The sequence below is a fragment of the Nocardia alni genome (genome assembly GCF_019038435.1).
Lineage (GTDB): Bacteria > Actinomycetota > Actinomycetes > Mycobacteriales > Mycobacteriaceae > Nocardia > Nocardia alni.
The window spans coordinates 1-19601 of record NZ_JAGPOX010000125.1 but is presented as its reverse complement, the minus strand read 5'-3'; the positions used below and the strand labels follow the sequence as shown (position 1 = coordinate 19601).

Annotated in this window: 19 protein-coding genes and 1 pseudogene; 14 read left to right on the top strand and 6 right to left on the bottom strand. The window is 67.4% G+C overall.

The annotated features are described in order from the left end of the window. Positions 1-60: 60 nt before the first annotated feature. On the bottom strand, positions 61-801 hold the full coding sequence (locus JZ791_RS34145) for a TetR/AcrR family transcriptional regulator (protein WP_216900360.1): 741 nt from the start codon (positions 799-801) through the stop codon (positions 61-63). Positions 802-914: 113 nt separating this feature from the next. Between JZ791_RS34145 and JZ791_RS34140 the strand changes: the two genes are divergently transcribed. The 5 genes and pseudogenes from JZ791_RS34140 (at position 915) to JZ791_RS34125 (ending at position 6924) form a co-directional block, all read left to right on the top strand. Then, the gene (locus JZ791_RS34140; RefSeq protein ID WP_216900380.1) at positions 915-2027 is read left to right on the top strand and encodes an FAD-dependent oxidoreductase; all 1113 of its coding nucleotides are present in this window, start codon (positions 915-917) and stop codon (positions 2025-2027) included. A 135-nt stretch (positions 2028-2162) separates the two neighbouring features. Beyond that, a pseudogene (locus tag JZ791_RS45490) lies at positions 2163-3890 on the top strand (MFS transporter); the annotation flags it as partial. A 33-nt stretch (positions 3891-3923) separates the two neighbouring features. Further along, complete coding sequence (locus JZ791_RS45485; RefSeq protein ID WP_254206810.1) at positions 3924-4847, top strand: MSCRAMM family protein; 924 nt, start codon at positions 3924-3926, stop codon at positions 4845-4847. A 311-nt stretch (positions 4848-5158) separates the two neighbouring features. Continuing rightward, complete coding sequence (locus JZ791_RS34130; protein ID WP_216900356.1) at positions 5159-5638, top strand: MarR family winged helix-turn-helix transcriptional regulator; 480 nt, start codon at positions 5159-5161, stop codon at positions 5636-5638. A 311-nt stretch (positions 5639-5949) separates the two neighbouring features. Continuing rightward, positions 5950-6924, top strand: coding sequence for an aldo/keto reductase (locus tag JZ791_RS34125; RefSeq protein ID WP_216900354.1), 975 nt, complete (start codon positions 5950-5952; stop codon positions 6922-6924). A 10-nt stretch (positions 6925-6934) separates the two neighbouring features. On the opposite strand, the gene JZ791_RS34120 is transcribed toward JZ791_RS34125, so the two are convergent. From JZ791_RS34120 to JZ791_RS34110, 3 genes are all read right to left on the bottom strand, one after another. Continuing rightward, the gene (locus JZ791_RS34120; RefSeq protein WP_216900352.1) at positions 6935-7330 is read right to left on the bottom strand and encodes a hypothetical protein; all 396 of its coding nucleotides are present in this window, start codon (positions 7328-7330) and stop codon (positions 6935-6937) included. A gap of 430 nt (positions 7331-7760) precedes the next feature. After that, positions 7761-8438 (bottom strand): sigma-70 family RNA polymerase sigma factor, encoded by a 678-nt coding sequence (locus tag JZ791_RS34115; protein WP_308163244.1) that lies wholly within the window; start codon positions 8436-8438, stop codon positions 7761-7763. Positions 8439-8594: 156 nt separating this feature from the next. Next, on the bottom strand, positions 8595-9296 hold the full coding sequence (locus tag JZ791_RS34110) for a GAF and ANTAR domain-containing protein (protein WP_216900350.1): 702 nt from the start codon (positions 9294-9296) through the stop codon (positions 8595-8597). 234 nt (positions 9297-9530) lie between these two features. On the opposite strand from JZ791_RS34110, the gene JZ791_RS34105 reads away from it, so the two are divergent. Then, positions 9531-10247: a GAF and ANTAR domain-containing protein gene (locus tag JZ791_RS34105; protein WP_216900348.1), complete on the top strand. Its 717-nt coding sequence runs from the start codon at positions 9531-9533 to the stop codon at positions 10245-10247. 27 nt (positions 10248-10274) lie between these two features. Here the strand turns inward: JZ791_RS34105 and JZ791_RS46665 are convergent, their stop codons facing one another. Both JZ791_RS46665 and JZ791_RS34095 read right to left on the bottom strand, forming a co-directional pair. Then, positions 10275-10976 (bottom strand): GAF and ANTAR domain-containing protein, encoded by a 702-nt coding sequence (locus JZ791_RS46665; RefSeq protein WP_216900346.1) that lies wholly within the window; start codon positions 10974-10976, stop codon positions 10275-10277. A gap of 570 nt (positions 10977-11546) precedes the next feature. After that, a complete protein-coding gene (locus JZ791_RS34095; protein WP_216900344.1) occupies positions 11547-11975 on the bottom strand; it encodes a CBS domain-containing protein in 429 nt (142 codons plus the stop codon). Between the two features lie 133 nt (positions 11976-12108). Here JZ791_RS34095 and JZ791_RS34090 point away from each other — a divergent pair, with 133 nt between their 5' ends. The 8 genes from JZ791_RS34090 to JZ791_RS34055 form a co-directional block, all read left to right on the top strand. Next, positions 12109-12516 carry an Rv3143 family two-component system response regulator gene (locus JZ791_RS34090; RefSeq protein WP_216900342.1) on the top strand — a complete coding sequence of 136 codons (408 nt, stop codon included), beginning with the start codon at positions 12109-12111 and terminating at the stop codon, positions 12514-12516. Between the two features lie 327 nt (positions 12517-12843). Then, positions 12844-13224 (top strand): NADH-quinone oxidoreductase subunit A, encoded by a 381-nt coding sequence (locus JZ791_RS34085; protein ID WP_216900340.1) that lies wholly within the window; start codon positions 12844-12846, stop codon positions 13222-13224. 88 nt (positions 13225-13312) lie between these two features. Continuing rightward, the gene (locus JZ791_RS34080) at positions 13313-13867 is read left to right on the top strand and encodes a NuoB/complex I 20 kDa subunit family protein (RefSeq protein WP_216900338.1); all 555 of its coding nucleotides are present in this window, start codon (positions 13313-13315) and stop codon (positions 13865-13867) included. Between the two features lie 41 nt (positions 13868-13908). Further along, positions 13909-14724: an NADH-quinone oxidoreductase subunit C gene (locus JZ791_RS34075; RefSeq protein ID WP_438804588.1), complete on the top strand. Its 816-nt coding sequence runs from the start codon at positions 13909-13911 to the stop codon at positions 14722-14724. After that, a complete protein-coding gene (gene nuoD, locus JZ791_RS34070; protein WP_254206805.1) occupies positions 14724-16073 on the top strand; it encodes an NADH dehydrogenase (quinone) subunit D in 1350 nt (449 codons plus the stop codon). Before JZ791_RS34075 ends, nuoD begins: the two co-directional genes overlap by 1 nt. Further along, entirely contained in the window at positions 16070-16810 is a 741-nt protein-coding gene (gene nuoE, locus JZ791_RS34065; protein ID WP_216900334.1) for an NADH-quinone oxidoreductase subunit NuoE, read from the top strand. The genes nuoD and nuoE overlap by 4 nt, the downstream gene beginning before the upstream one ends. Further along, positions 16807-18126, top strand: coding sequence for an NADH-quinone oxidoreductase subunit NuoF (nuoF, locus tag JZ791_RS34060; protein WP_216900332.1), 1320 nt, complete (start codon positions 16807-16809; stop codon positions 18124-18126). Before nuoE ends, nuoF begins: the two co-directional genes overlap by 4 nt. Further along, positions 18123-19601 (top strand): NADH-quinone oxidoreductase subunit G (locus JZ791_RS34055; RefSeq protein WP_216900330.1); only part of this gene is annotated, 1479 nt, incomplete at its 3' end. The genes nuoF and JZ791_RS34055, both read left to right, overlap by 4 nt.

The following is a 19601-nucleotide window of genomic DNA, read 5'->3' as shown; positions in this document are numbered from 1 at the left end:
ATTCCCGTCCGAGGCGATCGCGTGCCGTTCCCATGCCGGACAACATGTCCAGCGGATGGATCACCCGGAGTCGGACCGGGTGGTGGGCGGATAGACCACCGTGATCCCGGCCAGGATCAGATCGATTCCCGCCAGGAACTGTTCGCGGTCGTCGTGGTCGCGCAATTGGTCCCCGATGACCCGCGCGAACGGATAGTCGTCGGCATCGAGCGACTCCCAGGCCGTCGAGACGGAATCGAGGAATTCACCGCGGTCCATTCCGGGCACGGCCGAGCGGCCGTTCGCGGCATTCTGGCCCGCGGCGCCCAGAATGTATTGCATCAATGCGGAGGCCGCCAGGAACTGGCCGTCGCCGGGCACACCCAGTGCGAGAACCTGTTGACCGATCCTGTCGAAGATCCGCAGCGATGCCGATCGCCACGGATTGCGGGACACCTGCGTGGCCAGCTGGGCGCCGAGCCACGGGTGCTCGTCGATCGCCTCGAACAATCCGAGCGCGACGGTCCGGACCCGTTCCCGCGGTGATTGCTCCACGCGGCCGGGCGGGTCGGTCGATACCGCGACGGGCTGGTCGGTCAACGCGGCGGCGATAACCGAATCCGTTGCGGCGTCGAGTAATTCGTCCTTGTTCGGCACGTGCCAGTAGATCGCTCCGGGTCCGGTACTGAGGCGATGGGACAGGGCGCGGAAGGTGAGCCCGCCCTCGCCCGAGGCGTCGAGCAGTTCGATCGCGGCCCCCACGACACGCTCGCGGGTCAGCGGTTCGCGCCGCCGCTCGGACCGCTTAGCTCCGGTTGCCATGCTCACATCCTGACATACCCCTGGAACGTCGTTCCATCTTGACATTCATGGAACGCCGTTCCAGACTGGAATGGAACGTCGTTCCAGACGACGTGTACGACAAGGAGATCACCATGACCACCACCGTCACGATCATCGGCGCCGGGCTCGGCGGCCTCACCCTGGCCCGAGTTCTGCACGTCAACGGCATCCCGTCCACCGTCTACGAGGCCGAACCCTCCCCGACCTCCCGCTCACAGGGCGGAATGCTCGATATCCACCAGGACACCGGCCAGCCGGCCCTCGAAGCCGCGGGCCTGCTCGAACAGTTCGGCGGCATAGTCCTCGAGGGCCGCCAGGCGACCCGGGCCCTGGCCATCGACGGCGCCCTCCTGTTCGACGAGCCCGACGACGGCACGGGCGGCCGTCCCGAGGCCCAGCGGGGCGAGTTGCGGCAGTTGCTGCTCGACTCACTCCCCGAGGGCACGGTCCAGTGGGACCACAAGGTCACCGGCGTCGAGTCGCTCGGCGACGGCCGCCACGAGGTGCGTTTCGCCGACGGCGGCGCCGTCACCACGGACCTGCTGGTCGGTGCGGACGGCGCATGGTCCCGGGTGCGGCCCCTGCTGTCCGATGCGACGCCGGAGTACATCGGCACCGCGTTCATCGAGACCTACCTGTTCGACGGCCCCACCCGGCACCCGGCCAGCGCCTCAGCGGTCGGCGCGGGCGGAATGTTCGCCCTGACCCCGGGCAAGGGCATCGCGGCGCACCACGAGAGCGGCGGAACCCTGCACAGCTACGCGGCGCTGTCCAAGCCGCTGGACTGGTTCGACGGCCTCGATCTCGCCGATCCCGCCCAGACCGCGCGGGAGTTCGACGGCTGGGCGCCGGAGCTCACGGCGCTGATCACCGACACCGAGACCGCGCCGGTGCTGCGCGCCCTGCACACCCTGCCCCTGGATCACCACTGGGACCGGGTGCCCGGGGTGACCCTGCTCGGCGACGCCGCCCATCTGATGCCCCCGTCCGGCGAGGGCGCCAACCTCGCCATGTACGACGCCGCCGAACTCGGCCGGGCCCTCGCGGCGCGTCCCGGCGATATCGAGGCCGCGCTCACCGCGTACGAAAGGGCCCTGTTCCCGCGCAGTGCCGCGGCGGCGAACGACGCCGTCGAGATCCACCGGTTGTGCTACGGCGACGAAGCTCCCTACGGCCTGATCGCCATGTTGAGCGGCGAAGAGTAATCCGCTGAGCGGGGCCGGACCAATATTCCCGCCGCGAGTGTGACGCATCCCCTAGCGACTCCATTTAGTTAGTTAGCATATTGCAACTATATTGGAATTCGGTCTATTCACATGCGATTCACGGGGAGAGGGACCTTGGCATCCGCGCAATCAACCGCTGACCTGGACGTCGGCGACGTCCAGACCATTCGACGGCGGCTCCGTGTCGACCACGATCATCCGCACTACAAGTGGGTGGCGCTGTCGAACACCACGCTCGGGATGCTGATGGTCACCATCAACTCCTCGATCGTGCTCATCTCGCTGCCGGCGATCTTCCGCGGCGTGCATCTGAACCCGCTCGAGTCCAGCAACGTCAGCTACCTGCTGTGGTTGATGATGGGCTTCCTGCTCACCTCCGCGGTGCTGGTGGTGATGTTCGGCCGCCTGGGTGACATGTTCGGCCGCGTCAAGATCTACAACGCCGGATTCATCGTCTTCACCGTCTCGGCGATCCTGCTCTCGTTCGATCCGTTCGACACTGGTGGCGGCGCCATCTGGCTCATCGCCTGGCGAGTGGTGCAGGGTGTCGGCGGCGCCATGCTGATGGCCAACTCCTCGGCCATCCTCACCGACGCCTTCCCCGCAAAACAGCGCGGCTTCGCCCTGGGCATCAACCAGGTCGCGGCCGTGGCAGGTTCGTTCCTGGGCCTGCTGCTGGGCGGCCTGCTGTCCGAATGGGACTGGAAGGCCGTCTTCTGGATCAGCGTGCCGTTCGGCCTGCTGGGCACGATCTGGTCCTACCGCTCGCTGCACGACAACGGCCAGCGCACCCCCGGCTCGCTGGACATCCCCGGCACCCTCACCTTCGCGCTCGGCCTGACCGCACTGCTGGCCGGTATCACCTACGGCATTCAGCCCTACAACGGTTCCAACACCGGATGGGGCAACCCGTGGGTGCTGACCGGAGTCATCGGCGGTCTCGTGCTGCTGGTGCTGTTCTGCGTCATCGAGGCGAAGTCGCGTCAGCCGATGTTCCAGATGTCGCTGTTCCGCAACAAGACCTTCGCCCTCGGCAACTTCGCCAGCCTGATGACCTCGGTCAGTCGCGGTGGCATGCAGTTCATGCTGATCATCTGGCTGCAGGGCATCTGGCTACCACAGCACGGCTACAGTTTCGAGGACACCCCGCTGTGGGCGGGCATCTACATGCTGCCGCTGACCGTCGGATTCCTGATCGCGGGCCCGGCGTCGGGCTGGCTGAGCGACCGGTTCGGTGGGCGGCTCTTCGCCGCGGGCGGCCTGCTGATCGCCGCGATCACCTTCGTGCTGCTGATCGTCATCCCGGTCAACTTCAACTATTGGCTGTTCGCGCTGATCATCCTGTTCAACGGTCTCGGCATGGGTATCTTCACCTCGCCCAACACCGCCGAGGTCATGTCCTCGGTGCCGGCCAACCAGCGCGGTGTGGCCTCGGGCATGCGAGCCACGCTGATGAACGGCGGTATGGCGCTGTCGATCGGCATCTTCTTCTCGCTGATGATCGCCGGCCTGTCCGGAACTTTGCCGAACGCGATGAATTCCGGACTGCGTGGACAGGGCATCCCCGCGGACGTCGCCAACCAGCTGGCCAACACGCCGCCGGTGGGCAGTCTGTTCGCCACGTTCCTGGGTTACAACCCGTTCAAGGAGATGATCTCCCCCCATGTGCTGAGCCAGCCCGGCGTGAACGGCAGCACCATCACCGGCCAGGAGTTCTTCCCGCGCTTGATCGCCGGCCCGTTCCACTCCGGTCTGATCGCGGTGTTCATCTGCGCCGCGGTGATGCTGCTGCTGGGCTCGATCGCCTCCTGGTTCGCCAAGGGTGACTACGTGGTCGACGAGGTCGCCGAACTGGCCGAGGCCACCCGCGAGGGCATGGGCGACGACGCCGACTCGGCCCTGGCCACCAACGGGTACGCCGTGAACGGCCATGGCGCCGCGCAGGCGGCCACCACGGTCCTGCCGGTGGCCCGGACCTTGGCCGCGGACGGCCGTTCGATCAGCGGCCGGGTGCTGCGCGCCGACGGACGTCCCGTCGCGGGCGTCGCGCTGACGCTGATCGACCAACTCGGACACCAGGTTTCGCGAGCCAACGGCGACGCGCAGGGACAGTACGTGATCGAGCCGCCCGCCGGGGGCAGCTACGTGCTGATCGTGTCCGCCACCGGGCATCAGCCCGCCGCGGTCAACGTCTCGATCAACGGACAGGCGCAACGCCTCGACGTGCCGCTGCAGGGTTCGGGCGAACTGTCCGGCATGGTCCGGGCCGCCAAGACGGCCCAGCCGGTCCCGGGCGCGACCATCACCCTGACCGATATGCGCGGTGAGGTCGTCGGCGCGGCGGTGTCCGAGCACGACGGCACGTACAGCTGCCAGGGCGTCGTCGCGGGCATGTACACACTGGTCGCGGTCGCCGAGCACATGCGGCCCTTCGCCACCACGCTGAGCGTGCCCGACAGCGGGCTGCTGCACTCCGACGTGGAGTTGGCGCCGATGGCGGTGCTCACCGGAACGGTGCTGGCCAACGGGCGCATCGTGCCCGACGCCCAGGTCATCGTGAGCGGCCCGGACGGCGCGGTGCTCGGGTCCGCCCACGCCGGCGAGGACGGACGCTACGTGGTGTCCGATCTGAGCGAGGGCGACTACACCGTGATCGCGCGCGGCTATCCGCCGGTGACCAGCCGGGTCAGCGTGGCGGGCGCCGATGTCCGGCACGACCTGCACCTCGGGTACGAGCGGACCGGGCGCCACGAGGCCGTGGATCCCGCCGACATCGCGGCCCGGATCTCGGAGAACTGAGACTCCTCGGTGGGCGACAACGTCGTCGCCCACCGGGGTATCTGCCCGGTGGCCCACCGGAACCGCGTGTCCGGCCCTTCCCGCCACGAGAGCCGCGACGTCACGCGGCCATGGTCCGTCCGCATGCGATGCGACCACGCACTCGATGCCAGTGGCGACATACCCCTGACCCCGTCGCGGCGCACATGCGCCGTGCGAGGCCGATTCGTTCGCGCAGACAGGCATACTTGCTGGCATGTACGAGGCAGCGCGGGTATCCCATCGGTCCGGATCCACGACTGGGTGATCCGGATGAGTCACCAGGAGCGCGGATGATTCAACAGGAAAGCGCCGACCCGCGAGCGCAGAGCACCGACCTTCAGGAGCGCAGCCCCGAGCGTCTGGCCGCGGCAGCGGATCTGTATGTGTCCGTCGGCCGGATCACCCGGTTGGTACGGCGTTTCGGTGACCTCGGCTCACTCAGCCCGGGCTCGGCGTCCGCACTGTCGTCTCTCGTGCGGTTCGGTCCCATGCGGCTGAGCGATCTCGCCGCGGCAGAACGGGTCACCGCGCCCACCATGTCGCGCATCGTCACCCAGCTCGAGAAGTCCGGCTACCTCACCCGCACCCCCGACCCAATCGACGGCCGCGCCCAGGTGCTCGCCGCCACCGAACCGGCCACCGACCTGGTCAACGGCCTCGCCTCCGCGCGTATCCAGCGTCTGGCCGAGGTCCTGGACAACCTCGACGACGACGAACGCCGCACGCTCGCAACGACTCTCAACAAGGTCGTGGACCTGCTCGACGAATAGCGCCGCCTCCCTGGGGGCTATGCCCCTCCGTAGTACTCGCATGCGCGCTCAGCCGCTCCGGCGGAATCTCGTCGGCCTTGCGATGCGCGACGACCCGCTCGGACAGCGAGCCCTCGTCGGCGAGCACCTCGTCCTGCATGCTTTCGGCGGGAATCCGCCGGTGCGCAACTGCTTGTGGTGGATCCCGCCGGGACGACCAGCGGATGCGTACGGCGGGGCGGGAGATGGATTTGACCTGGAGTGCGCTCCAGGCCGTAGCGTCGTTCGTGGTGGGGTCGCCCACCGTCGACATCTGCCAGGAGAGGATCCGCATGACCGCGACCAGGAAGCTCGGCGAGTTGACCGTCGGCGCGCAGGGGCTGGGCTGTATGGGCATGAGCCAGGCCTACGGCGTGCGCGACAACGACGACGAGTCGATCGCCACCGTGCACCGGGCGCTCGAACTCGGCGTGACGCTGCTCGACACCTCGAACGTGTACGGGGTCGGCGCCAACGAGGAACTCGTGGGGCGGGCCATCGCCGGGCGGCGCGACCAGGTGGTGCTGGCCACCAAATTCGGCATCGTGTGGGGTGCGGACGGCATGGGCGCGCGCGGTGACGCCGCGTACGTCAAGCAGTGCTGCGACGAATCGCTGGCCCGGCTCGGCGTCGACCACATCGACCTGTACTACCAGCACCGCGTCGACCCGAACACCCCGATCGAAGAGACCTGGGGCGCGCTGGCCGAGCTGGCGGCCGCGGGCAAGATCCGCCACGCGGGCATCTCCGAGGCCTCCGCGGACACCATCCGCCGCGCCCACGCGGTGTTCCCGGTGACCGCGTTGCAGAGCGAATGGTCGCTGTGGACCCGCGAGATCGAGGCGACGGTCGTGCCCACCTGCCGCGAACTGGGCATCGGCATCGTGCCGTTCTCCCCGCTCGGGCGCGGCATGCTCACCGGCGCGATCACCGCGACCACCGACCTGCCGCAGGACGACATGCGCCGCGCGCTGCCGCGTTTCGCCGACGGCAACTTCGACCGCAACCTGGCCATCGTCGCCGAACTGCGCAAGCTCGCCGACGAGAAGGGCCTCACCGCTGGGCAATTGGCGCTGGCCTGGGTGCAGAACCAGGGCCCGGACGTGGTCCCGATCCCGGGCACCAAGCGCCGTACCTACCTCGAGGAGAACGTCGCCGCCGCCGGGATCACCCTGAGCGGCGAGGAGATCGCCCGTATCGAGGCCGCGACCGCCGAGGTGGCGGGCGAGCGCTACCCCGAACAGTTCTCCCGCGCCGTCGGCAAGTAGCTCGTATTCGTCACTGTGCGGCAATGACCTTCAACGCGATGGGAGTTTCGGCGGTGACCTGGGTGCCGGGGGCGGGCGACTCCCCGGTCACCGTCCACGACTTGGTCATCGCGGTGGGGTTGTGCATGACGTCGGTGCCGTCGGCGGCGGTGATCTTGGCGATGTCGTAGCACAGGGCCGGGCCGACCACGGTGTCGCCCAGCGACTTTCCGCGGAAGTCCGGCAGCCGCTGGGGCCAGGACACGGTCTGGCACTGCTGCGCCCCGCCCTGGGCGGGAGCCGCGGCGGCGCTCGTGCTCGGCGCGGTGGTGGAACTCGGGGCGGGCGCCGTGGCGCCGTGCGATCCGCATGCCCCGCAGGCCAGCGCGGCTGCCAGGGTCAACACGGTTGTCGCGGTGCGGCGCATGGAGTTTCCTTCACGATCGGGGCCGGCGCTGCCGGCAGTTGTAGCAGTGCGATCAGACCTTAGTACGTGCCGCAGTGGGTTCGCCCGGCGGACCGGATACGCCGGGATCATGATCGTACCCGATGTGCTTATACCAGTCGGGATCTGTGATGACAATAATTCGAATCGGCCGGAATTCAATGCGCCAATTGGATATTCCACATGGAATACGCGAAATACCCTCGAGCCTCTCGCCGGGAGGGGAGGTCCGAGGGCCTGCGCGCATCTCGGACCCCACCCGACCAGCGGTGCAATCGACCGCGAGCTGTGGGAGGCAGAACAACCTGCTAAGCCGATTGTGCGCCGAATATCGGTGTTCGATACCGGTTTCGCTGTTACGACATGATGAAATTATTCCGTTCGCAATAACGGTCGGGACCGTCCCGACGAGCTACGGACCGACCTCGCACATCGCGGTGTTCAGGCGCGTGAGCGCGGCGCGGATGCGGGATTTCACCGTCGAGACCTGCACGCCCAGGTGGGCGGCCACCTCCGGATAGCTCAGCCCGAAATAGAAGGCCAGCACCACGGATTCGCGCTGCAACGGCGTCAGCACCGTCAATACCTTTCGCACGCTGCGCAGTTCGTGCCGGCGCAGGGCGTCCTCGATCACCGAGTCCACCGGCGGCCGATAATCCATGACGCCCCAGGCATGGTCGTGGTCGGCGCTGGCCCGTTCGTGCCGCACCCGGTCCACGGCCTGACGATGCGCGAGCGTGCGCAACCAGGCCGCCGCGCTGCCGCGCCGCTCGTCGAAACCCGCGGCGCTGCGCCATACCTGGAGATAGACCTCCTGGGATGTCTCCTCGGCGTATCCGCGATCCCGGACGACGGCCAGCACACGCTGAAACACCAGCTCACGGGTCCGGCCGTACAGCTGAGCCAGTGCATCACGGTCGCCGCGGCCGATGCGGCGCACCAGCTCGGCGTCGAGGTCGGCCGCGCGCATGTCGCCCGCAGCCGAGGGGTTGCTCCGACGCGGCAGCTCCGCCGGTGTCGAGGTGTGGATGATGCGCTGGCGCCGGCTCTGTACAGGACCGGCGGCACGGACAGGACTCGAGGTTGTCACGGGTGCGCCCCTTAGAAACAAGACGGTGTCGGGTGACCAGCCGTCAGGTTCAGGGACGTATGGTGGTGCGTGGATCCCGTCCGGGGGCAAGGGATTCGAGGTCCGCCGATAGTTTACCGGACGGATCTGTGCCGGAAGATAACCTTCTGATCGCAGTCATGGCCGCAATCCGAGTTCGACGATCGCTCGCGCGACCTCCTGTACCGTGATCCGCCGGCGACGGGCGTGCCCGCGGATCAGCTCGTATGCCGCCTCCGGGGTGATGTTGTGTGTTCCCGCCAGCACACCCTTGGCCTGCTCCACCACGATTCGGGAGGACAGGGCGTGCTGGAGTTGCTCGGCGAGTTCCTGTTGGCGGCGTAGGGCATCGGCGGTGAGCAGATGACCGGCGGCCATTCCGGCCAACAGGGCGGCCATGGACAGGTCCTCGCCGGTCCATGCGCGGGGGCGATCGGTGAAAAGGCCGAGGGCGCCCACCTGTTCGCCGCCCAGGCGCATCGGGATCTGCGCGACCGCCGAAACCCCGTGCCGCAGTGCGACCGTGATGTACTCGGGCCAGCGCACCCACTGCGCGCGTACGTCGGGGACGGCTACCGACTCTCCCCATCGCAGCGCGTCGACACCGGGGCCGCGTGAATAATCGTGTTGCGCGCCTTCCACTTCCGCCAGGAGGTCCACGGTGGCGCCGACCACCTCGCTGCGCCCGTGCGCGACCACGGTGACCGCGGCTCCCGCCACATTCAGCACATCCGTGGCCGTGCTCATCAGTTGTAGCAGTACTCCCGTGGTGTCGTGCTCCCCTGGCACCAGAAGCGCCAATCGGGACAGCGCGCCCACCCGCTCTTCGCTCTCCGACATCTTCACCACCCCCACGGATAACGACACGTGGTGTCGTCACAGGTTTTTCGGGTCTGCATCAGTTGAACGTATCGATGTTGAGACCGGCAGCCAATAGGCTAAATACCTCATTCTCAGAGGCCAGTGGGATGCACTTGCAATCTCGCGCGCTGTCATCGAGCCTCGACACGGCCGCCGCGGGGATGTCACGATAGGAGAATCGGCTACTGCAGCGTTCAGCTCGGGGAGGCACCCATGGGGCCCGCAGGCGAACAGGCGCCGCTGTTGACCGCTCTGTTGACCGCCCTGGACGTCTTCACCGGGGATTTCGATGTGATCGAGCTGTCCCAGCGCTTGGTCGACGCCTGCCCCGTGGTCACCGGCGGAGCCGCGGCGGGCCTGTTGCTCGCCGACGACCGCCGCGATCTGCAACTGCTCGCCTCGACCAGCGAGGAGTCCGGACTGCTGGCTCTGCTCGAGACCGAGGCCCTGGACGGCCCCAGCCGCGAGGCCTTCCACACCGGACTGGCTACCTCGATCCCCGACCTGCACGTCACCGGCCATCGCTGGCGCGAATTCCGCGCGCGCGCCATCGATGTCGGCTACCGTTCGACGTTCGCGCTCCCGGTGCGCTGCCACCGCCGCAGTGTCGGCGCGCTCACCGTGCTGGCGCAGACCCCCGCCGCCGTGGACGACGACGGCATGCGCGCGGGCCAGGCCCTGGCCGACCTCGCCGGTATCGGCATAGCTCAGGAGTCGGCGCTGGCGCAGGTGGACACGCTGCCCGCGCAACTGTCGGGCGCGGTGCACGCGCGCATCGTCATCGAGCAGGCCAAGGGCGTCCTCGCCGAACGCGGCGGCCTGGACATGCCGGAGGCCTTCGATCGCCTGCGCACCCACTCCCAGAAGACCGGCCGCCGTCTGGCCGACCTTGCCGCCGCCGTCGTGGACGGCACCGTGGACCTGTGCTGAGGAGGGTTTGCGAAGTCCGGGGACTTCCTACTGCCCGTCGAAGCGGATGCGGCGCGCGACCACCTGCTCGGCGACCTCCGAGAGCGACATCGCATGCCCGAATGCGTAGGCGCGCAGGCACACATAGGCATCGGACCCGGTGATGCCCAGTTGCGCGATCACCATGCCCGCCGCCTGATGGATGACACGGCTGGCCAGCGGCTGTTCGAGCCAGTGCGGGGCGAGGACGGCGGCGGGATGTCCGGCGGAGCCGACCGGCACGAGTTCTTCGGCGATCAGGTCCGCGATATACATGCTCGCGGCGACCATATGCATATCCACCGGGCCCGGCGCGGCCCGGTACAGGTCCAATGCGCCCAGATGCACCCTGCCCACCGACAGCGGCACCGCGATCATCGCACCCGAGAAATGTGTGCGCTCGAGCGCGGCGGCGAATCCGGGCCAGCGCTCGCACGCACGCGCCAGATCGGCGACGGGCACCGGCAGACCGGTGGCGACGGCGTCCACCGCGGGGCCCTCCCCCGCCGTCGCCTGCATCGCCTCGATTCCTGCGGCGACCTCGTCTGTCGCGCACCACGGCTGTACCCCCGCGTCGTCCTCATCGATGACGATCGCGGCCCGCTGGACAGGCAAGACACTCAGGGTCGCGTGACAGGCCGCAGCGACCCCGCCGCCCGCGGACCGCACGGTCGCGCGGAACCGCTCGGTCAGCCGCTCGTACGCTGTCACATTCGTTACCTCCGGCCCTTGTCGAATATGTAGGAAAATACCTCTGAAAAACGGCCATTTCACAGAGTCGAAGGACCAGAGTACAGACCCGATGTTGGTCGTACTACGCGGTTCGAGGACGTCGTGAGGTACCCCATCGGCATGGCTCGCGGCGGCCCGTCACGTTTGCGCCATGTTGTCTGTAAAGGATTGCTGCGCAGTGCATTCGACTGCGACACCCCTATCGTGCGGTCATACCTGTGAGCTATTCGATATTGCCGCTCGCAAGTCGCCACATCTACTGTTGAGCCGACATTCACCCTGATGAACGGAGAGGCTCTCTTGTCATTGCTGAACGCCGGCTCTGCCGCGCTCAATCTGGCCAACACGGTCACCTCGCTCGCGGCCAACATCACCTATCTCATTCACGCCTGGGGTCTCTAGGCCCCAACGGCGATTCGAATCCCTACTCGTGATTCGGGACTGATAGGTGTGCGGATCTATCCGCATACACCGCGGCTGCCGGAGATATTCGTGCAGCGGTTATCGGGATGTGTTGTGTGACAACACATCCCGCTTTCATGTCCAGACTCAGCCGCGCAGATACTGTTCCAGATGCTCGCGCTCGGTCTGCAGCTCCGAGATCGCGTGCTTGACGACGTCGCCGATGCTCACGATGCCGACCATCCGCCCGTTGCTCAGCACCGGCAGATGCCGGATGCGATGCTGGGTCATCGTCGACCGCAGGCTCTCCACCCGATCCTCCGGTGCACATGTGTGCACCACGGCCGTCATGATCTCCCTGACCGGGCTGTCCAGCACCCCCGCCCCGACCCGATGCAGCCGCCGCACGATATCGCGTTCGGACACGATGCCGTCCACCGACACCCCGTCCACCGACACCACCACCGCGCCCACATTGTGTTCGGCCAGGACGCCCAGCAGCTCACGCACCGTAGCCTCGGGCCCGATCGTGACCACCTCAGCGCCCTTGTTGCGCAGAACCTCGGAAATTCGCATAGCACCCACCGCCGTGTTCGCTGTCCCTCGGATCTCTCCAGGATCCTCCTCTCGCGCGCCCGTGAACAGGGCTGAAACACCGTGTCCACCGAAGCCGCCACGGCAGGGAGCACTGGAGACGTACCATCCGAACGTGGCCGATACGAACATCCCCGCGCTGCGGGTCCTCGTCTACAGCAGCGATGTCGATACCCGTCAGCAGGTGATGCGGGCGTTGGGTAAGCGGCCGAGCCCGGAGTTGCCGCCACTGGAGTATGTCGAGGTCGCCACCGGGCCGGTGGTCATCGCGCAGCTCGACGCAGGCGGGATCGATCTGGCCATCCTCGACGGTGAGGCCGCGCCGACCGGCGGGATGGGTGTGGCCAAACAGCTCAAGGACGAAATCGCCGACTGCCCACCGATTCTCGTGCTCACCGGTCGCGCCGACGATGCCTGGCTGGCGAACTGGTCGCGGGCCGAGGCCGCGGTCTCGCATCCGATCGATCCGTTCCAGCTGACCGAGGCCGTCGTCGGGCTGCTGCGCGACACGCAGGCCGCCTGAGCTTCTCCTCGCCGATGCCCACCCTCCACAGGGTGGGCATCGGCGTGTCAGCAGGGCGGCAACCTAGACGAATCCGTCATAAGTGACAGTTCTTAATTCGATCAAACACGAGGGGTTATTCCGCGCGCGGCGAGAAGCGTCAGTTGTAGTCTGTGCCTTAGCTCACACGAGTGCGGGTGTTGGTATCACCACCAGCCCTGTCATGTCCCCTGATGTCCGCGCCCATGATCGAGCGCGCCCCCGGGGCGAGACTGGCCCGGCCGACGACGACGTCAGCCCCGCCTCGGCTGCTGCCGTCCGAGGACATGGAAAAGGGGTTGTGCAGTTGTGAATAACGAAATACCCACACTCGTTCTCGGCGCGATCGCCGCGGCCTTCGCGGTCGGGACGATCCTGATGGCCGCGCTCATCGGCCCCAAACGCGCCAACCGGGCCAAGCTCGAGGCCTACGAATGCGGTATCGAACCGACACCGCACGCGGTGGCCGGCGGTCCCGGAAACGCTGCCGGACAACGCTTCCCGGTGAAGTACTACCTCACCGCGATGCTGTTCATCATCTTCGACATCGAGATCGTGTTCCTGTACCCGTGGGCGGTGCATTTCGACGCGCTCGGCGTCTTCGGCCTGGTCGCGATGGCGCTGTTCGTCGTCAATGTCTCGGTCGCCTACGCCTACGAGTGGCGACGCGGCGGGCTGAGCTGGGACTGAAACGCACTCCGAAGAGCCCATCAACAACATCAAGGTCCCGGCCCGGCCGGGACTCGGAGCCCCGAGCACGGAAGCGAGTCGGTCGGATATGGGTCTCGAGGAAAAACTGCCCAGCGGATTCCTGCTGAGCACGGTCGAACAACTGGCCGGCTTCATGCGCAAGGGCTCGCTGTGGCCCGCGACGTTCGGCCTGGCGTGCTGCGCGATCGAGATGATGGCCACGGGCGCAGGCAAATTCGACAGCGCACGGTTCGGCATGGAGGTCTTCCGCGCCTCGCCGCGGCAGGCCGATCTGATGATCGTGGCCGGACGGGTCAGCCAGAAGATGGCCCCGGTGCTACGGCAGGTCTACGACCAGATGACCGAACCGAAGTGGGTGCTCGCCATGGGCGTGTGCGCCTCCTCGGGCGGCATGTTCAACAACTACGCCGTCGTGCAGGGCGTGGATCACGTTGTGCCGGTGGATATCTACCTGCCCGGCTGTCCGCCGCGGCCGGAGATGCTGCTGCACGCGATCCTGAAACTGCACGAGAAGATCCAGGAAATGCCGCTCGGAGTCAACCGCGAGGAGGCGGTCCGCGCGGCCGAGGAGGCCGCGCTCGCGGTCACTCCGACCATTCAGTTGAGGGGGCTGTTGCGATGACGTTCGACACCCCAGGAAACGCGAGTGCACCGGAGGTTGCGGTGACCGAAAATACCGGCACTACAGGACAATCCGAGCAATCGACCCAGGCCGCCGAACCGGTGGACGCCGCGGCCGAGGCGGAGCGAGGAGACGAGGTGATCGGTGTGCGGCACGGCATGTTCGGTGTCGAGGGCACCGGGGATACCTCCGGGTACGGTCGCCTGGTCCGCACGCTCACGATGCCCGGCAGTACGCCGCCACCGTACGGCGGCTACTTCGATGAACTCATCGGGGCGCTGCGAACGGCGTTGTCCGACGGTGTTGCTGTGGATCCCGGCCGAAAGCACTCGGGGAGTGACTCCCGGGATACGGGCGATGACTCCGGGGATGTCGGGTTCCGGGCCGCGATCGAGAAGATCGTGGTGTTCCGCGACGAGCTGACCCTGCACGTGCGCCGCGACGAGCTGCCCGCGGTCGCCCGGGCGTTGCGGGACGATCCGGCCCTGCGCTTCGAGCTGTGCCTGGGCGTGAGCGGGGCGCACTACCCGGACGACACCGATCGTGAACTGCACGCGGTCTACCACCTGATGTCGATCACCCACAACCGCCGTGTGCGGCTGGAGGTTTCGGCGCCCGACGCCGATCCGCACATCCCGTCGCTGTGTGCACTGTACCCCACCAACGACTGGCACGAGCGCGAGACCTACGACTTCTTCGGCATCCTGTTCGACGGCCACCCCGCGCTGACCCGGATCGCGATGCCCGACGACTGGCGCGGCCACCCTCAGCGTAAGGACTACCCGCTCGGCGGGATCCCGGTCGAATACAAGGGTGCGCGCATTCCCGCGCCCGATCAGCGGAGGACGTACCACTGATGAGCGATATCGACACCAAGCACGATAGCGACCAGGGTGAAACCGCCTCGGGGGCGGTGGAGAAAGAATCCGTGGTGACCGTCGTCGGCCAGGACTGGGACGACGTGCGCGAGGCGCTGGACGGCGCCGCCGAGGAACGCATCGTGGTCAACATGGGCCCGCAGCATCCCTCGACACACGGTGTGCTGCGGCTGATCCTGGAGATCGAGGGCGAGACCGTCACCGAGGCCCGCTGCGGCATCGGCTATCTGCACACCGGCATCGAGAAGAATCTCGAATTCCGTACCTGGATGCAGGGCGTCACCTTCGTCACCCGGATGGACTATCTTTCCCCGTTCTTCAACGAGACCGCGTACTGCCTGGCGGTGGAGAGGCTGCTGGGTATCACCGACGCGATTCCCGAGCGGGTCAACGTGATCCGCGTGATGTTGATGGAACTCAACCGCATCTCCTCGCATCTGGTGGCCCTGGCCACCGGCGGCATGGAACTGGGCGCGCTGACCCCGATGCTGTTCGGATTCCGGGAGCGCGAACTGATCCTGGACGTCTTCGAGACCATCACCGGCCTGCGGATGAACCACGCGTACATCCGGCCCGGCGGCCTGGCCCAGGACCTGCCCGAGGACGGCGTGAGCAAGGTGCGGGACCTGTTGAAGCTCATGCCCAAACGCCTGCGGGATATGGAGCTGCTGCTCAACCAGAATCCCATCTGGAAGGCCCGCACCCGCAAGGTCGGCTACCTGGATCTGTCCGGATGCATGGCCCTGGGCATCACCGGCCCGGTGCTGCGCGCCACCGGCCTGCCGCACGATCTGCGCAAGTCCCAGCCGTACTGCGGTTACGAGACATACGAATTCGAGGTCATGACCGACACCGGCTGCGACTGCTACGGCCGCTACCTCATCCGCGTGAACGAGATGAAGGAGTCGCTCAAGATCGTCGAGCAGTGCTTGGACAAACTGCGCCCGGGCCCGGTCATGGTGGAGGACAAGAAGATCGCCTGGCCCGCGGATCTGACGCTGGGCTCCGACGGTCTGGGCAACTCACCCGAGCACATCGGCCACATCATGGGCACCTCGATGGAGGGCTTGATCCACCACTTCAAGCTCGTCACCGAGGGGCTGCGGGTGCCGCCCGGACAGGTGTACACGGCGGTGGAATCCCCGCGCGGGGAACTGGGCGTGCACATGGTCAGCGACGGCGGCACCAGACCTTATCGGGTGCACTATCGCGACCCTTCGTTCACGAATCTGCAAGCGGTAGCGGCGATGTGCGAGGGCGGCATGGTCGCCGACGTGATCGCCTCGGTGGCCAGTATCGATCCGGTGATGGGTGGTGTCGACCGTTGACAGCGATCTTGCTCAACCTTTCGGCGAGGCCGATTCCGTACCCCGCGGAGCTGCGCGAGCGGCTGGAGACCGACGCCGCGCGGATCATCGACTGCTATCCGCAGTCCCGCTCCGCCCTGCTGCCGCTGCTGCATCTGGTGCAGAGCGTGGAGGGCTACGTCTCGGGCACCGGCATCGGATTCTGCGCCGGGCAACTGGGTTTGACCGATGCCGAGGTGACCGCCGTGGCCACCTTCTATTCCATGTACCGCAGCCAACCGACCGGCGACTACCACGTCGGAGTGTGCACGAACACGCTCTGCGCGGTCATGGGCGGCGACGAGATCCTGGCCACGCTGACCGACCACCTCGGTATCGGGCACGGCGGAACCACCGCCGACGGCAGCGTCACCCTCGAGCACATCGAATGCAACGCCGCCTGCGATTTCGCGCCCGTGGTAATGGTCAACTGGGAGTTCTTCGACAACCAAACCCCCTCCACGGCATGCGAACTCGTCGACAAGCTGCGTAACGGTGAACCCGTCACCGGCACCCGTAGCGGCATCCCGCTCTGCACATTCCGCGAAACGGCCCGCGTCCTGGCCGGATTCCCGGACGACCGCCCCGGGGCCACCGACGGGCAGCCGGGCGCCCCGACCCTGGCCGGGCTGCGCGTGGCACACGCCGAAGACCCCACGCACCACACCGATTCGCGCACCAACGCGGAGCCGCGCCCTGAAGACGGAGGCGGACAATGACTCTCGCACCGGTCCTGACCCGTTACTGGGATCACCCGCAGTCCTGGACCATGGACACCTACCTGCAGCACCAGGGCTACAAGGGCCTGTCCAAGGCCTTGCGCATGACCCCCGACGAAGTGATCGCCACCATCAAGGATTCCGGGCTGCGCGGGCGCGGCGGCGCGGGCTTCCCGACGGGTATGAAATGGGGTTTCATTCCCCAGGGGCCGGGACCCGACGGCACGACGAAACCGCACTACCTGGTGGTCAACGCCGACGAGTCGGAACCCGGTACGTGCAAGGATATTCCGCTCATGCTCGCCACCCCGCACGTGCTGGTGGAGGGCGCGATCATCGCGGCCTACGCGATCCGGGCCTCGCACGCGTTCATCTACGTGCGCGGCGAGGTGCTGCCGGTGCTGCGACGCCTGCAAGCCGCGGTCGCGGAGGCCTACGCGGCCGGATATCTGGGCCACGACATCCTCGGCTCCGGCTACGACCTGGAGCTGATCGTGCACGCGGGCGCGGGCGCGTACATCTGCGGCGAGGAGACAGCGCTGCTGGACTCCCTGGAGGGCCGCCGCGGCCAGCCCCGGCTGCGGCCGCCGTTTCCCGCCGTCGCGGGCCTGTACGCCTGTCCGACGGTGGTCAACAACGTGGAGTCCATCGCCAGCGTGCCGCCGATCATGGTCAACGGCATCGACTGGTTCCGGTCCATGGGTTCGGAGAAATCGCCGGGCTTCACGCTGTATTCGCTGTCCGGGCACGTGACCCGGCCCGGCCAGTACGAGGCGCCGCTGGGAGTCACGCTGCGGGAACTGCTTTCGTACGCCGGCGGGGTCCGCATCGGACACGACTTGAAGTTCTGGACCCCGGGCGGCTCGTCCACCCCGCTGTTCACCGCCGAACACCTGGACATCCCCCTCGACTACGAGAACGTCGCCGCGGCGGGATCCATGCTGGGCACCAAGGCATTACAGATCTTCGACGACACCGTCTGCGTCGTGCGGGCGGTACTGCGCTGGACCGAGTTCTACGCCCACGAATCCTGCGGCAAGTGCACGCCGTGCCGCGAGGGCACCTATTGGCTGGTCCAGCTGCTCGAGCGGCTCGAGGCCGGACACGGCGTCGGGAGTGATCTGGACAAGCTCCTGGACATCGCCGACAACATCAACGGCAAATCGTTCTGCGCCCTCGGCGACGGAGCCGCGAGCCCGATCGTCTCCTCCCTGAAGTACTTCCGCGAGGAGTACGAACAGCACGTGCGCTCGGGCTGCCCATTCGATCCGGCCCGCTCCACCGCGTGGGCCGCTACGGAAGCAGGTGTGCGATGACCGCCACGGTACCCACCGGGACCAGCGGCGCGAAGACCTCGGATCTGGTGAACGTCACCATCGACGGCTCCACGATCGGCGTACCCCCCGGGACGCTGGTGATCCGCGCCGCCGAACTCGTCGGCATCCAGATTCCGCGTTTCTGCGACCACCCCCTGCTGGACCCGGTCGGCGCGTGCCGCCAATGCCTGGTCGAGATCGAGGGACAGCGAAAACCTGCCGCCTCCTGCACGATCACGGTCACCGACGGCATGGTCGTGCACACCCAGCTCACCTCCGCCGCCGCGCAGAAGTCGCAGGAGGGGGTGATGGAGCTGCTGTTGATCAACCATCCCCTCGACTGCCCCGTCTGCGACAAGGGCGGGGAATGCCCGTTGCAGAATCAGGCGATGTCCACCGGCCGTGCCGAATCCCGGTTCGAGGGCGTCAAACGTACGTATCCCAAACCGATTCCGCTGTCCAGCGCGGTGCTGCTGGACCGCGAGCGCTGCGTGCTGTGCGCGCGCTGCACCCGGTTCTCACAGCAGGTGGCCGGGGATCCGTTCATCGAGCTGATGGATCGCGGTGTGCTGCAACAGGTCGGCATCGCCGACGGCGAACCGCTGGACTCCTACTTCTCCGGCAACACCGTGCAGATCTGCCCGGTCGGGGCACTCACGGGCACCGCGTACCGATTCCGTGCGCGACCGTTCGACCTGGTGTCCAGCCCCGCGGTATGCGAGCACTGCGCCTCGGGCTGCGCACAGCGCACCGACCATCGGCGTGGAAACGTGTTGCGCCGCTTGGCCGGTGACGATCCGCAGGTGAACGAGGAGTGGAACTGCGACAAGGGCCGCTGGGCGTTCGCGTACGCCACCGAACCCGACCGGCTCACCACGCCGCTGATCCGCGGCTGGGACGGCGAACTGGCCCCGGCGTCGTGGTCCGAGGCCCTCGCGCGCGCCGCCGAGGGACTGGCCGCCGCGCACGGCAACGCGGGCGTCCTGGTCGGCGGCCGCGCCACTCTGGAAGACGCATACGCCTATTCGAAGTTCGCGCGAGTAGCCCTGGGCACCAACGATATCGACTTCCGCGCCCGGGACCACTCGGCCGAGGAGGCCGATTTCCTGTCCGCCCGGATCGCCGGTCAGGGCATGCCGGTGGATTATTCGGCGCTCGAGTCCGCGCCGGTGGTGCTGCTAGTCGGGTTCGAGCCGGAAGAGGAGTCGCCGATCGTCTATCTGCGGCTGCGCAAGGCATCCCGCAAGCGCGGGCTGCCGGTGTTCTCCATGGCCGCCTATGCCAGCCGAGGGCTGGAGCGCATGTCCGGCCGGCTCATCGCGACCGTGCCGGGCGAAGAAGCGGAACTGCTCGACATGTTGCGCACGGGGGTGGACCCCGGCGAAAAGCGTGCCGGGATGACGGGCGTGGTCAACGAGCCGACCGGGACTGGTTCCGGAATACCGGGGGCGGCCGACGAGCCAACCGGGGCGGTG

Excerpts from the sequence above, each read along its gene's own strand:
- JZ791_RS34145 (WP_216900360.1), bottom strand. The coding sequence starts at position 801 with ATGGCAACCGGAGCTAAGCGGTCCGAGCGGCGGCGCGAACCGCTGACC.
- JZ791_RS34140 (WP_216900380.1), top strand. The coding sequence starts at position 915 with ATGACCACCACCGTCACGATCATCGGCGCCGGGCTCGGCGGCCTCACC.
- JZ791_RS45485 (WP_254206810.1), top strand. The coding sequence starts at position 3,924 with ATGGGCGACGACGCCGACTCGGCCCTGGCCACCAACGGGTACGCCGTG.
- JZ791_RS34130 (WP_216900356.1), top strand. The coding sequence starts at position 5,159 with ATGATTCAACAGGAAAGCGCCGACCCGCGAGCGCAGAGCACCGACCTT.
- JZ791_RS34125 (WP_216900354.1), top strand. The coding sequence starts at position 5,950 with ATGACCGCGACCAGGAAGCTCGGCGAGTTGACCGTCGGCGCGCAGGGG.
- JZ791_RS34120 (WP_216900352.1), bottom strand. The coding sequence starts at position 7,330 with ATGCGCCGCACCGCGACAACCGTGTTGACCCTGGCAGCCGCGCTGGCC.
- JZ791_RS34110 (WP_216900350.1), bottom strand. The coding sequence starts at position 9,296 with ATGTCGGAGAGCGAAGAGCGGGTGGGCGCGCTGTCCCGATTGGCGCTT.
- JZ791_RS34105 (WP_216900348.1), top strand. The coding sequence starts at position 9,531 with ATGGGGCCCGCAGGCGAACAGGCGCCGCTGTTGACCGCTCTGTTGACC.
- JZ791_RS34095 (WP_216900344.1), bottom strand. The coding sequence starts at position 11,975 with ATGCGAATTTCCGAGGTTCTGCGCAACAAGGGCGCTGAGGTGGTCACG.
- JZ791_RS34080 (WP_216900338.1), top strand. The coding sequence starts at position 13,313 with ATGGGTCTCGAGGAAAAACTGCCCAGCGGATTCCTGCTGAGCACGGTC.
- nuoD (WP_254206805.1), top strand. The coding sequence starts at position 14,724 with ATGAGCGATATCGACACCAAGCACGATAGCGACCAGGGTGAAACCGCC.
- nuoF (WP_216900332.1), top strand. The coding sequence starts at position 16,807 with ATGACTCTCGCACCGGTCCTGACCCGTTACTGGGATCACCCGCAGTCC.